The organism is Fulvivirga maritima, assembly GCF_021389955.1.
GTDB classification, from domain to species: Bacteria; Bacteroidota; Bacteroidia; order Cytophagales; family Cyclobacteriaceae; genus Fulvivirga; species Fulvivirga maritima.
This window is the reverse complement of sequence record NZ_CP089980.1, coordinates 2,782,598-2,796,814: the sequence shown is the minus strand read 5'-3', so window position 1 is coordinate 2,796,814 and position 14,217 is coordinate 2,782,598. Positions and strand designations below refer to the sequence as shown.

Annotated in this window: 12 protein-coding genes and 1 pseudogene; 8 read left to right on the top strand and 5 right to left on the bottom strand. The window is 39.4% G+C overall.

The window, feature by feature from the left end:
* Positions 1-149 precede the first annotated feature (149 nt).
* Complete coding sequence (locus LVD15_RS11955) at positions 150-779, top strand: SOS response-associated peptidase (protein ID WP_233780561.1); 630 nt, start codon at positions 150-152, stop codon at positions 777-779.
* A 165-nt stretch (positions 780-944) separates the two neighbouring features.
* Here LVD15_RS11955 and LVD15_RS26845 read toward each other — a convergent pair whose 3' ends face one another.
* From LVD15_RS26845 to LVD15_RS11945, 3 genes and pseudogenes are all read right to left on the bottom strand, one after another.
* A complete protein-coding gene (locus tag LVD15_RS26845) occupies positions 945-1,079 on the bottom strand; it encodes a hypothetical protein (protein ID WP_255763392.1) in 135 nt (44 codons plus the stop codon).
* A gap of 111 nt (positions 1,080-1,190) precedes the next feature.
* Positions 1,191-1,505, bottom strand: coding sequence for a nuclear transport factor 2 family protein (locus tag LVD15_RS11950; protein WP_233780560.1), 315 nt, complete (start codon positions 1,503-1,505; stop codon positions 1,191-1,193).
* A gap of 22 nt (positions 1,506-1,527) precedes the next feature.
* Positions 1,528-2,295 (bottom strand): annotated as a pseudogene (locus LVD15_RS11945) (SDR family oxidoreductase); the annotation flags it as partial.
* Between the two features lie 153 nt (positions 2,296-2,448).
* Between LVD15_RS11945 and LVD15_RS11940 the strand changes: the two are divergent.
* A complete protein-coding gene (locus tag LVD15_RS11940) occupies positions 2,449-2,808 on the top strand; it encodes a winged helix-turn-helix transcriptional regulator (RefSeq protein ID WP_233780558.1) in 360 nt (119 codons plus the stop codon).
* 289 nt (positions 2,809-3,097) lie between these two features.
* On the opposite strand, the gene dprA is transcribed toward LVD15_RS11940, so the two are convergent.
* The gene (dprA, locus tag LVD15_RS11935; protein ID WP_233780557.1) at positions 3,098-4,003 is read right to left on the bottom strand and encodes a DNA-processing protein DprA; all 906 of its coding nucleotides are present in this window, start codon (positions 4,001-4,003) and stop codon (positions 3,098-3,100) included.
* Between the two features lie 886 nt (positions 4,004-4,889).
* Here dprA and LVD15_RS11930 point away from each other — a divergent pair.
* The 4 genes from LVD15_RS11930 to LVD15_RS11915 are packed head-to-tail and all read left to right on the top strand — an operon-like array spanning position 4,890 to position 9,312.
* Complete coding sequence (locus LVD15_RS11930) at positions 4,890-5,129, top strand: helix-turn-helix transcriptional regulator (RefSeq protein WP_306416932.1); 240 nt, start codon at positions 4,890-4,892, stop codon at positions 5,127-5,129.
* The gene (locus LVD15_RS11925; protein WP_233780556.1) at positions 5,119-7,086 is read left to right on the top strand and encodes a tetratricopeptide repeat protein; all 1,968 of its coding nucleotides are present in this window, start codon (positions 5,119-5,121) and stop codon (positions 7,084-7,086) included. Before LVD15_RS11930 ends, LVD15_RS11925 begins: the two co-directional genes overlap by 11 nt.
* 3 nt (positions 7,087-7,089) lie before the next feature.
* Entirely contained in the window at positions 7,090-7,431 is a 342-nt protein-coding gene (locus tag LVD15_RS11920) for a nucleotide pyrophosphohydrolase (protein ID WP_233780555.1), read from the top strand.
* A 21-nt stretch (positions 7,432-7,452) separates the two neighbouring features.
* Positions 7,453-9,312, top strand: coding sequence for a DUF2075 domain-containing protein (locus LVD15_RS11915; protein WP_233780554.1), 1,860 nt, complete (start codon positions 7,453-7,455; stop codon positions 9,310-9,312).
* A gap of 442 nt (positions 9,313-9,754) precedes the next feature.
* Here LVD15_RS11915 and LVD15_RS11910 read toward each other — a convergent pair whose 3' ends face one another.
* Positions 9,755-10,003: a helix-turn-helix domain-containing protein gene (locus tag LVD15_RS11910; protein WP_233780553.1), complete on the bottom strand. Its 249-nt coding sequence runs from the start codon at positions 10,001-10,003 to the stop codon at positions 9,755-9,757.
* A gap of 546 nt (positions 10,004-10,549) precedes the next feature.
* Here LVD15_RS11910 and LVD15_RS11905 point away from each other — a divergent pair.
* Positions 10,550-10,978: a hypothetical protein gene (locus LVD15_RS11905; RefSeq protein ID WP_233780552.1), complete on the top strand. Its 429-nt coding sequence runs from the start codon at positions 10,550-10,552 to the stop codon at positions 10,976-10,978.
* A 10-nt stretch (positions 10,979-10,988) separates the two neighbouring features.
* Positions 10,989-14,216, top strand: coding sequence for a SusC/RagA family TonB-linked outer membrane protein (locus tag LVD15_RS11900; protein ID WP_233780551.1), 3,228 nt, complete (start codon positions 10,989-10,991; stop codon positions 14,214-14,216).
* Position 14,217 lies beyond the last annotated feature (1 nt).

Here is a 14,217-nt window from a genome sequence, read left to right as displayed (position 1 = left end):
CACTTGCTCCTAATTTGGCATTTATGTAATTTGAAATACAATTGATAAATACAGTAGCTTTTAGACTGGCAGTATGTGACATTCTATCGGAGTATGGGTTCTTATCAGTCATCTGAAGCTTACTTGTTGTAAACCAACCATAAATATCTATGTGTTACGATATTAGTACACTTACTTTTAAAGCTAAAAAATATGCTACCTATCACGGCATTGGCACTGACAGTATAGACGAAGTAATGCGCAAAGGCCCTCCTATATACCATGCTTCTGGTTTTTCTCACCCTGATATACCGGTAATTACTGATGATAACCCAAATGAAATGAAGCTTTTTCAATGGGGTTTGATCCCTAAATGGGTAAAAGATGCCGCTTCAGCTACCAAAATGAGTAATAATACGCTTAACGCCAGAGGAGAAACCATTTTCGAGAAGAATAGCTTTAGAAGTTCTGCTAAAAGCAAAAGGTGTATTGTTGTAGTAGATGGGTTTTATGAACATCATCACTTTAATGGGCAAGCTTATCCTTTTTATATAAGTATGAAAAATGAGGAGCCCATATCCTTGGCTGGACTCTGGGAGGAATGGCAAGGCACATACACCTGCTCCATCGTTACTACCACCGCCAACCCTATTATGGCTAAAATTCATAATAACCCCAAGGCTTCTGAAAACCACCGCATGCCCGCCATTTTACCTAAAGAACAAGAAAAAGTATGGCTACAACAGATCAATGATCCGCTTGATAAAAAAGGAAATAGAAGAGCTAATACAACCCTTTGATGAGGACCTAATGCAATGGCACACCGTACAAAAGCTAAGAGGAAAGAGCTCGCTTGGAAATATTCCTGAGGCCAGGAATGAGTTTAGGTATCAGGAGTTGGTGTTTTGATATTACACTTTCTTAAAGGTCTTTTATCTCATCTTTGAAGTGTTATTTCTTCCCTTTCAAGTCTCCTTCAAATCACTAGTAATGCTATTGAGATAATCTTTGAAACGTTTACCTCGTTCTGCGTCAGCCTCCATTAGTTCTTTAAAAGAAGCCGCATATTGATGAATGTCATCTAAATCCTCATGATCCATATCTATAACTGGCTATTCATTATTTTCCACTTTTACGTTAGCATCAAAGCAGATCGTGGGATTATATTCTTATACTCCCACGAACGTAGCTAATGAGCCATTATTTATGATTCAAACTATTTTTAACCTTTTTATCAAATCTCCTTCAAAATCAAAATGGTATGAAAGCACCACTGGGCTTCCTGGGAAATTTCCAGATATTTTTGCGTTCATAATGTGATCACGCTCATCATACTCTACAGGCTCCATGCTTACTTGATATTCTTTATTGGCTTTATCTATCCAGTTTTGAATCTCAGCTTTACCTTGGTAGGTTTTACCTTCATCATGAACGACTGCTGTTGCCGAAAAACAGTTAGAATAAGCTACGCTATCAAAATTATCTTGCGCGCGCACTAAATGGGTTACTACTGGTGGTAAATTCATAATTGTATTATTTATTGGGTTATTAAATGGTCGGAATAGTTCCTCCGTCAATTACATATTCTGTACCTGTTAGATAGCCGGCTCGTGGTGAGACTAAAAACCCAACCAACTCCGCTACTTCTTCAGGCTGTGCAGGCCTGCCATAGGGTATGCCTCCCAAGGCATCCATAACACTTTGCCTGGCCTGCCCCTCTGTTATATTTGAACTTTCAGCAATTCTATTTACCATGCGCTCTGCAGAGGTAGTCGTAATCCAGCCTGGTGAAACAGTAAGCACACGCACCCCTTTGGGTGCCACTTCGTTAGACAAGCTCTTACTATAGTTGATCAAGGCCGCCTTGGAGGCTGCATATGCCATAGTGGAGTCGTATAATGGTAGTTTACCCTGAATAGATGCCATATGAATAATCACCCCACTCCTACGCTCAATCATTTGGGGTAAAAAACCTCTGTCTAATCGTACGGGTGCCAGCAAATTGGTTTGAAAGGAATGCTCCCATTCCTCATCCGTCAGCACCGAAAAACCTCCACTTTTGGTCTCAGAACCTCCTACATTGTTAATTAAGATATCCAATCTGCCATAATTAGCGAGCACTGTTTCTATCAGGGTCTCCGAACCTAATGCAGTACTTATATCTGAAGAAATAAAATGTATATTGTCCTTTACAATCTCAGGCTCATTACGAGCTGTAATTATGACCGTTGCGCCTGCCACTAAGAGACGCTCGGCAATAGCTTTTCCCGCGCCTTTGGTTCCGCCTGTAACCAAGGCGATCTTACCTGATAATTCATTATTGAAAGTTAAATCCTGCTACATTTTTTGATTATGTTTTTAGTAAAATTCAGGCTTATGTGCAGTTTTAGCAAGTACGGAAATACGATTCACATAGGGATAAATTATTCCCTTATGGCATATTTTAATGTATAAAGCTATTTTTGATATATGTATGAAAGAAAAATAATCCCTAACCTGAATTGCGGCCTGGATTTAATAGGAGAAGTGCTATATGGTAAGTGGAAAATCCGCTTATTGTGGTTTATCAATGAAGGCTATCAAAGACCGAGCGAACTGCAACGGAAAATTCCTGATGCTTCCAGACGTGTATTAAATATTCAATTAAAAGAGTTGGAAGAACATGAGTTGATCAAGAAGAAAATCTATCCGGTAGTACCTCCAAAAGTAGAGTATAGCCTAACTGAATTTGGTTTAACCCTAGTACCTGTAATTTCAGCTCTGGGTAATTGGGGCGATGAGCATGAAGAGCACTTGAGGACTGTTATTCTTAAGCGTTTTGAATTATGAAGACTTAAAACATACTGCGTGCCTCACTCCTCACCTATTCTATCACACCTATTTAAGAAATCAAGAACTAATTTGACCTATATAGCGGGCTATAGGTGTCTTTGTATGCATTATCAAATCCCAATATTGCTAATTGCTTTTACGATATAAAAACACTATGGCTAATCCAAATTTATTTCACCTAGAATTTAGTCTAGCTCATTGAAAGTTAATTAAATAAAACATTTGACACATGAGAATAGTGTTTTCAAATCACCCAATGTTTTACTCAGATTTCAAGATATGGATTTCATTTACTAGATAATAATGTCATAAAAAAATCAATATCATTTGGGTTTCCGATCCCAAAAGCTACTTGTCTATTTACTAACGAATAGCCTCCTTTAATCTTATCACTTTTAGAGTATTTTTCTGGATGACCAACTATACATGCTAATCTCTTGCTCTGTTCAATTGCAAACTTTACCGTGTGCATGGTGCCTCCCTTATAGCCAGTTTCAACCACAATAACCCCTTTACTTAGTCCACTTTGTATCCTATCTCTTTCGGTAAAATAGTTTCTTTGTGGCCTTAAGCCTATTTGATATTCCGACACTAAGCATCCATTATTTTGAAGGATATTAGAAGCAAGTTCTTTATTATCACTTGGATAAATATGATCTAGACCTGATGCCATTACCGCGACAGTGGTTCCGTTTCTCTCCAAGCAACCTATATGGGCACTTGTATCACACCCTTTAGCTAACCCACTTACTACAGCATATCCTCTTTCAGTAAAAATTTGAGCTATTCGTTTACCTGCTCTTTCTCCCCATTCCGTAGGCTCCCTAGTGCCGATTATTGCAACACGCTCATTTTGTTCAATTGCACTTAAATTCCCTTTTACATGCAAAACAATTGGACTGTCTGGAATTTGATGTAGTTCATTGGGGAAAAGATCATCATAGCAAGAAATTATCTGTATACCATTTTGATCGGATTTATCCATTATTGTCAAAGCTGTATCATATGCTCTTTGAAGAACATCTTTTGCTGGCACTTTAATCTGAGTGTTTAGTTTTGATCCATTTTTTAAAAGCTCATTTAGATCTTCAAGGTCAGACAAGCTTCCAGAAAACCGCTCAAATACTGTTTTTATTGATTTCCTTCCAAAGCTTGGTACATTAAGTAAAGTGAGTAAGTATTTAGTGTTCATTTTATTTGAGATAGTGATAGACACTGTAGAAGCATTACTTATTTATATAAAATAATTTACTCATGTATAAAAAGTAAATGTATTAGAAAATTTAAGCAATTTGGATGAGTTATGGGAATTTAGATATGCTTGGTTATACATGCTAATATATTGATTATTTCGGATCCTTCATCTCTAACTCATATACTGTTTAGAGCCTTTCTGACCTAAAAACAATCTCTGATGAATTTTTATATTGATAAAGAGTATTTTCAATATAACCTTCAGAGTCAAACATATCTTTACTTTTAAAAGCTTGTAGGTTCCTTTCATTCCAAAACACTAAGTGAGATCCTAATTCACCTATGGAGAGGTTTTCTGTACTATCCTTACTGCTAGCTTGCTCAAGGAGGTAGACAGTGCATATTTTTTCTCAGAATGGGCGCTGGGTCTACCCCAAAGGTACTGAGTGAAAAACTACTTTTGGAATTCAGTATGATGTGTTTCCTCATCCAACCTACAGCCTCAATATTCAGTTTATTTTAAAAGGTGTTTCCATGATACGCTTCGCTTGATTCTGTTCGCTGGAACCGGGATTGGCAGTCTCGCTTCCTTCAGTGCATGCCTCACGACAAACCACCTTGCTATTCCTTCTGGACACGACTCCCGCGCATAAGGAACTTTCACCCTCTCTAATAATTTTGGCATCTTGGATACCTGATGCCCATGCAAGACACGCACAATAGGGATAGTGGATGCCTTGCATAATACATACTATAATCCAAACCGTTATATACCCTGAAGCACCTGAAAACTCTCCATGCATTTTAATACATTTTTTTGCGCACTAATGCCACGCAAAAAAAGCTGAAAAACACGCACTACTTAGTATGTTATATATCAAATTATGCGATACTTTTCTATCTTCGCGTCAGCTATTATTATTAAAATGAATAGAATTAAAATAATCTTAGACGAGAAAGGTATTAAGCAAACTTGGTTAGCCAAAAAATTAAACAAAAGTTACAATATGGTTAATTCTTATGCTCAAAATAGAAGGCAACCAAGCCTTGAACTTCTGTACGAAATTGCCAAAATCCTTAACGTATCTGTCAAAGACCTAATAGAAGACAACTATGACAATTAAATATAACCGAGACCAATTTTTCTTTTCCGTTTTCAAGTCCTTAGATCAGTCGTCCAGTGATTCTCAAATAAAGGAAGAACTAACGAAATATTACTCAGAAGGTCCCTTCACTCCAAATATTGAGGTAACACCCTCTTACATAAAAGTATCTGTCGATTCAGCCTTGATCTCAAAACAAGAATCAAGATATAACAAGGTGGTTGACTTATGCGAGAAAGGGCAATATGATAAAGCTAAACCAGTTCTTGACGAGCTAATCCAAGAGGCACCTCACATATCCGAATATCATAGAATAAAGGGACAAATCGCTTATGATGAAAGCCGTTACGAACAAGCACTTGATTCCTTGATTGATGCCTTACGGTGGAATCCTGCGAACACAAATGCTCTTTTGATGATGGGTAACCTTTATGTGAAAGGATTCAATGACACCAAAACAGCTTTAGAATTTTACAATGAAATCCTAACACATGAATTCAATGATGTACTAACATTGAATAATATTGGTGCTGTACTGCTTCAGCACAACGATAATCAAGGAATGAAATTTATTGAACAAGCTTATGAACTTGATCCAAAGCACCCCAATACAATTTATGCAATCGCTCTTTTCAAGTTTAATCAAGGAGAATTATATAAATCATTCCATGCATGTGTGGAATTATTAGCAGTTGTAAAAAATAACTCTGACTTCCAAAAAAGAGCGATTAAACTTATTTTAGAAATAGCCTCTCAAGTCAACCAATCATATAAACTTAAGTCTCTCATTACTGGATTAATCAGAAAACTTGAATTATCAGGAGGAAAAGAAATCGTAAGAAGCGAGGACAGCTCTATCAATACGGCAGGAAAAATTGAAATTGCTGAATACCATAACAAAGAACACCATCACATTAGGGTTAACTCTTCATATAAAAATCATGAACATTTGGTGATGCACGAGCTAATCCATCTTGATTTCATAATTCAAGCAAGAAAAAAGAAAGCAAATAAACTGTTCACCTCATCAATTGAAAAAGAAAACATATTTCTAACTGACTTCAGTAAAGAATTAAAATCCATTGAAAAACATGGGATTGAACCAAGTCGTGCTAAACAATTTTTAAAATCATTGTTCCAAGGCATGAATCTTCAAGCCTACAATGCCCCGATCGATTTATTCATTGAACTTAAACTTTATAACGAATACCCTGCCTTAAGACCTGTCCAATTTGCTTCTTTATATCAATTACTTGGAGAAGGTATACAAGGAGTAACCAACAAACAAATTTTAAAGATGGCTCCCAAGCCAATCATCAACGCAAGCAAAATTTACAATCTCGTAAATGCATTTCAATTCAGAGAGCTATATGGGCTAGACCTTATCAATTACTTCAAACCATCAAAAAACCAAATCAGAGAAGCCGAAGAATTCTACAATGAATTCAAAGAATACATAGATGATAAAGAAGCTGGTGAAGAATATGAATTAGTACAAAACTGGGCTGAGGATTTAAATATCCACTACTACTTCACACTCAAAGATGAAAATCTGCAAACCAAAGGAAGTCACCCAGAAGAAGTTATATCGAACATTGAAAAAGACCCTTTTGGCATTAATTCTTCCAATATGGAAGACGAAACCGATATGCAAAAATTCTTAACCTATCATGGTGGTGACAAGATCAATATGGCAGTTGCAATGTATATGGTCGAGGCAATTCGATTCTTTGAATCAATGCCTCAAAACAACGTCAAAGAAATAGCATTGGAGATCGCACAAATAGGAATGACAGGTATCGATCCCAATAAAAAAGAGTATCGTGTTTCCTTAATTCCTGACAAAAAGTTTAGCGGTTACCATTTACTGGCTTATTATTACGTGAGTTGGGCTATTGCTATTCCAGAGATGCTAAGTAAGCTCCAAATGCCATTTGACAAAGAATACGATTTGGCAAAACAATTTCACAACATTTAAACTATGTCCGAAATACAAAATCTAATTGACAAACTAATAGAATTTCGAGACGCTCGAGATTGGCAACAATTCCATGATTCCAAAAATTTAGCGAGTGCTATTTCTATTGAGGCTTCAGAGCTAAATGAACTTTACCTGTGGAAGAATGACATCAAAGAGATTGAATCTATCGACAAAGAACGATTGGCTGAAGAACTGGCCGATATTTTATCATTTGCTCTATTATTAGTAGAAAAAAATAAACTTGATGTTACCGAAATAGTCTTGAACAAAATCAAAAAGAATAATGAAAAGTACCCTGTTTCAAAAGCTAAGGGTACGGCAAAAAAATACAACGAACTTTAACGCTCCCATATTTTAACATTTATGATTGTTTACAAGTCCACAAAAAAGCAGTTCTTATCAGATGTGTATGACTCATGCATTGAAGACATCGTTCAAAAATCTATTGAAGTAAAACTCCACAAAAAGGTAGGCGAAAGTGAATATCAATCTTGGTCTAACTCATTACCACAAGTAGAGCTGATATTAAGAGACGAAGATATTCCTGATGATGCTGGTGTAGCAATCGAATATACCATCCCGAGAACTCAAAACCGTGTTGACTTTATTATTTCAGGCCAAGATGAAGACAGGAATGATAATGTCATTCTAATCGAATTGAAGCAGTGGTCAAAGATTGAAATGACTGACAAAGATGCCATGGTTCGAACTCGTTTTGCACACGGATTAAAAGATACCGTTCACCCAAGTTATCAGGCATGGTCTTACTCAATGCTACTACACGGTTTTAATGTGGCAGTATATGAAGGAGACATCTCACTAAAGCCCTGTGCTTATCTCCACAACTACAATGATGACGGTATTATTTCTCATGAGTTCTATGGAGACCACATCAAAAAAGCACCACTTTTCTGCAAAAACGACAAAAGAGATTTTCGTGAATTCATTAAGAAATTTATTAAATATGGAGACAAAAAAGATTTAATACTCACCATTGAAAACGGTGAATTACGTCCTTCAAAGAGTCTAGCAGACAGTATGACTTCCTTGATCAAAGGCAACAAGGAGTTTATCTTAATTGACACACAGAAGGAAGTTTATGAAGAAGCAAAAAAGCAAGCAACAGCTTCTAAAAACGGCAATAAGCATGTACTTATCGTTGAAGGGGGGCCAGGTACTGGAAAATCAGTAATTGCAATAAATCTTTTAGTTGACTTTACAAAAAAGGGACTTATTGCTCAGTATGTGACTAAAAACTCCGCACCTCGTAAGGTATACGAATCTAAGTTGACAGGAACAATGAAAAAGACTCAGTTCTCAAATTTCTTTACTGGTTCAGGGTCTTTCCATTCTGCCAAACAAAACTCATTTGATGCATTGATTGTAGATGAAGCACATCGACTCAACGCTAAGTCAGGCTTGTACTCCCATCTTGGTGAAAACCAAATCAAGGAAATAATAAACGCATCTTTGTTTTCAATCTTCTTCATTGATGAGAATCAGAAAGTCCATCTAAAAGATATTGGTACAAAAGAGGAAATTGAAGCTTGGGCGAAGTTTCATGATGCCTCAGTAACACACCTTGAGCTTACAAGTCAATTCAGATGTTCTGGTTCTGACGGTTATTTATCTTGGCTAGACAACACCTTACAGATTAGGGACACCGCAAATATCACTCTAAAAAAAGAAGAGTATGACTTTAAGATTTTCAACGATCCGAATCAACTAAGAGAGGAAATTTACAGGTTAAACGAACCTAACAACAGTGCTAGACTAGTCGCAGGATATTGTTGGGATTGGAATAGTAAAAAAGATATTTCGTCAATGGACATCGTTATTCCTGAACACAATTTCGGTATGCAATGGAATTTAGGAAGTGACGGTATGCTTTGGATAATAAAACCTGAGTCTGTTACCGAAGTAGGTTGCATTCACACTTGTCAAGGTCTTGAAGTCGATTATATTGGAGTTATAATCGGCAAAGACATCATTTACAGAAATGGGGAAATTTTAGTTGATCCTAGCAAACGCTCTAGAATGGATCAGTCGATTAAAGGATACAAAAAGATGCTCAAAGAATCTCCTGAAGAAGCCAAGTATCTAATCCGAGACATTATCAAAAACACTTATAGAACACTTATGTCTAGAGGTATGAAAGGGTGCTATGTGTATGTCGAAGACGTAGAACTTCGTGAGCATCTTAGTAGTCTACTTGATGCTTAGACCTAAATGAATAAAATATTATTATAGTAAGACCAGTATCTGCCAATCTTTGGAACCGAATATATAACTTTTCGAAAAAGTTGGCTGAGGGAATTTTAATCTTTTAAATGAAAATTGAATTGACTGTTTCCTTTAACTCATACATTTATGACTACGTAATGAAAAGGCCAAATCTATCGAAAACATACAATTTGTGTAGCTACTATTTCCCAATAGACGGGAATTATTTCCGAACTACGAAAAGATATTAAACTGAATTAAATGATAAGAATAAAATTCTATTTGATTTACTAATCCTGATCTTCAACAATGAACATGTATAAGTAAAAGAATTCTAAGTAGCTGAGATTATTGGCCTTTTACAATCTTAATATTGATTATAGCAACAATAATTGTTAGGTTGATTTTATGAAGGCTCCTTAAGAAAAATTTTGTAATCTATTTAAAATTTAAAGCTGACACCCTCCAAAACCTCAGAAGGATGCATCTCCAAAGCCCTACAAACTTGTGCAAAATGACTTATTGAAGTATTGCTCTCTCCTCTCAATATCCTACCTATTTGCCTAGTATCAAAGCCAGCCTTTTCAGCCAACTTTTCATGTTTAATCCCTTTAGCTTCGCAAAGTTCGCGTAGCCGTGCTGCTAATAATTGGATGAATTCATCATCCCTGAATTGTTTCCCTCTTTTCACCCCTCCAAACTGCCCTTTAAGCTTAAAAAATGTTAGGACTAATTTGTCCTATTTAAATATAATTACTATTTTTGATAATAATGAAGGACAAGGTTCTTCAAAAGATATTAATTTAGCGAATACTTCAAGATATTTTCAAGCATTCGCACTAATGTGTCTCGTCAGGAAAACTGGTAACTTTCAAGATCACGAGAACATAAGTGAAAGTGCTCACGTCTTTGGCGTGGGTGCTTGCTTATTCGTGATCGGGTATACCAGTACCTCCTGAGAGTAAGTGAGTCCCACGCCTCTTTTTTTTATAGGTTTTTCTTCTTGCTTACTATGGAGACAGTCATTTATAAATAATACTGTTTGCCCATGATTCTGTCTTACTACACCTGGCTACACCGTCATCGCCCTCCTTCCTGAGTTGAGGTGGGAGCGCCGTTAGTTGTTTAGGTAGGCCGGGAGGTGGTTATTTATTTAACGCCTTTCGGTCCTGCGCACCTGGCCGCTCCTCTCCTGCTCCTGCCATCTATTCCTTTTTCCTATCCTAAAACCTACAGCATGAAAAAATTGTACTCTTGCTGCCTGGCACAGCTATGCCTTTGGTGCAGTAGACTCTTTTCTTTTAATCACTCTCTGACTCATAAGCCTATCCTACTTCGTAAGTGGCTGTTGGTAAGAACCAGCACGCTTGACCGTATAGGCACTCTGGGAGGCCGACCTCACTCTTCCCTAGGGCCTTATGCCGTGGTGCTGCGCAATGCCCCCATGACTGACCTCATTCGCTACCTTAATGAGTATTATAATGATCAGGGAATCATCATTGAAGATGCTACCTGTTATGCTCAGCCTATTGATATCATTCTCCCCACCCGCCATGATGGGCTGGCTCGGGTAAGGGAGGTACTACACATCTATGACCTGGATCTGCTGGAGGCTATTCCGCTTCAGCAGGAGGTCATCTCACACCATAATGAATGTCTTACTTAAACCTTTACATATGAAAACACTTTTATCCATTTTGTTTTGTGCTGGTCTTTATCTGGGGAGTGCATCCCTCAGCTTTTGTCAGCAGATGATGACTATTCACGGCAAGGTCATTGCCACTACCGACAGCCTGCCGCTGCCCGGGGCTTCGGTCACTGTCAAAAGCAGCCTCAAAGGCACTATTACGGATAGTGATGGTTCCTTTTCGCTGGAAGTACCTGAAGGCAGTATGTTGGTATTTTCTTATATCGGCTATGAGTCTCAGGAAAGAGCTGTCAGCAGTAATAATATGTTGGTGGCTTTGTCTGAGGATTACATGACCCTCGGTGAGGTGGAGATTTACTCTACCGGTTATGAAGAGGTGCCTGTAGAGCGGGCCACAGGGTCTTATGAGCAGGTCAGTGAGCAGTTGATCAACCGAAGTGTGGGATCTGATATTATCAGTCGCCTGGATGGGGTCACCAGCGGCCTCTTGTTTGATCGCAGGCTGGTAGGTTCAGGTGCTGCTTATGGTGATGATTATCGTAACCTGCGAATCAGGGGCATCAGCAGCATTAACAGTGAAACTAATCCGCTCATAGTGCTGGATGGTTTTCCCTATGAAGGAGATATCAACAGCATTAATCCTAATGACATTGATAATATCACGGTACTGAAGGATGCGGCGGCAGCTTCTATCTGGGGAGCGCGAGCAGCCAATGGGGTTATTGTTATCAGCACCAAAAAAGGGACTTTTCAGGAGCCGCTGCAAATCAATCTGGTAGCTAATGCCCGCATCACTCAGGCACCGGATCTCTATGACAATCCTAACTATTTGTCTGCTCAGTATTTTATGGAGATAGAAAAGAGCTTGTTTGATCAGGGCTTTTATGACACTGACCTCAATAGTCTGTCTATGCCTGCGCTATCTCCTTTTGTAGAGCTATTAGCAGCACAGCGAGAGGGTGAACTCTCTGAAGAGCAAGTACAGCAGCAGTGGCAGGCATTAGAAACTGCCGACGTGCGCAAAGACGTGGAAGACCTGTTTTATCAAAACGGGCTATCACAGCAATATGCGCTCAGCTTGCAGGGAGGGAATGCTAAAAGCAGCTATTATTTTTCCGGGGGTTATGATGCTTTGCAAGCCAACGTCATCGGTAATGAAAGTGAACGGGTAACGCTAACAGCCCGCAATACTTTCAAACCTATCAAGCAGCTACAGTTACAAACAGGCTTATTCCTGAGCAGTCAGCGGCGCCAGAACAATGGGCTGGCCTGGGGAGGTTATGGCTCCCGTTATCCTTATAATCAACTTATTGATGATAATGGTAATGCGCTACCGGTAGTGCGCGATTACCGCCTGCCTTATGTCAATCAGGCTGAAGAGGAAGGGCTACTCAACTGGCAATACCTGCCGCTGGAAGAGCGTGACATGATGGATAACACCATCAAGCAACAGCAGCAGCGCATCAACGTAGGCTTGCAATATGAGTTTTTGCCTAACACCAGCTTACAGCTTTCTTATCAGTACCAGCACCAGAGCAGTGAGGACACCGATCTGCGCAGCAAAGAGAGTTATTATGTGCGTAACCTGGTCAACCGTTTTACGGATGATGAGGGGGATCAGCTCTTTCCGTATAATGACATTTTGCAGGTAGGCCACCGTCAGGAAAAGGCGCATTCGGGAAGGTTACAGCTCAGTACTTATCAGGTGTTCGGGGAAGAGCATGAGGTTTCTGCCTTAGCCGGAGCGGAGGTACGGCAGGTGCATACTCAAGGGCAAGGCTTTGAGTATTTTGGCTATGCTGATGAGGTGCTCACCACCGTAGATATGATTGATTATATCACCTATCACTACACACGCCCTAACGGCAGGGCTAGAATAGCGCCTCCTAATACCTCGTTGTCTGATCTTCTGAACCGCTATATTTCTTACTATGGCAATATGGCTTACACTTTTAAGCAGCGATACACGCTCTCAGGCAGTGCCCGCTGGGATGCTTCTAACTTGTTTGGGGTGAAAACCAATCAAAAAGGGGTGCCCTTATGGTCAGTAGGTGCCGCCTGGACGGTATCTAAAGAAAGTTTTATGAACCTCTCCTGGCTGCCTTACCTCAGGCTGAGGGCTACTTATGGTTATAATGGCAACATCAACCGGGAGGCCACGGCTTTTGTGACGGCGCGTTATCTCTCTTCTTATTTGACTGACTTTCAGGTAGCGGACATAGTGAGTCCCGGCAATCCGCAACTTAGATGGGAGAAGGTAGCGGTGTGGAATGCTGGTATTGATTTTAAGGCATTGAACAACAGGGTATCCGGCTCATTTGAATACTTCAGAAAGGAAGGGAAAGACCTGCTGGGCAGGCAGTCATTAGATCCTACCACTGGCTTTTCCAGCTTACAAGTGGAGGGCTTTATGGCCAACTATGCTAATACCAAAACGAAAGGCTGGGATCTCACCCTTAACACGGTTAACCTCAATGGTGCCATCAAATGGCAGACTGATTTCTTGGTCAGCTATGCGAAAACGCGTCTTACCTCTTTTGATGATGAGGCCAACAATAGTTCGATATATTCTTTCTTTAGAAACAGCACGCTGAAGCTAAAGGAGGAGGCACCGATAGATGCGCTTTATGCTATTCCCTGGAGCGGTCTCGATCCTGACACCGGAGCCCCTCTGGTTATGGTAGATGGGCAAGAAAGCTCGGATTATGAAACCTATTTCAACAACCTCACTTTCGAGGAGCTGAAAGAAGTAGGTCTGGTGGTGCCTCCTTATTTTGGCTCAATAAGGAACACCTGGTCCTACAAGCATTTAAGTCTGAGTGCTAACCTGACCTTTAAGCTCAACTATGTATTCCGGCGTAATAGCATAAGTTATCAGAGTGTATTTGATGGTCAGCAAATGGGGCATCAGGACTTTATGGATCGCTGGCAAAATCCTGGAGATGAAGCACACACCCAAGTACCTTCTATACCTACTGTGAATGAGGCTTCCAATTTCAGGGATTATGCTTATAACTTCTCAGAGGTACTAGTGGAGAAGGGAGATCATATTCGGTTGCAGGACATCAGGCTGGGATACACTTTTCAGCCGCAAGGGCAGCGTGCTTCCTGGTACAGAAGCATAGAATGTTATCTCTATCTCAATAATCTGGGCATACTATGGAGAGCCAATGACAAAGGATTAGACCCTGATTATCCTTATGCTGAGCTACTCCCGGGTCCTGTATATGCTATTGGTACTAACATTAAACTTTAAT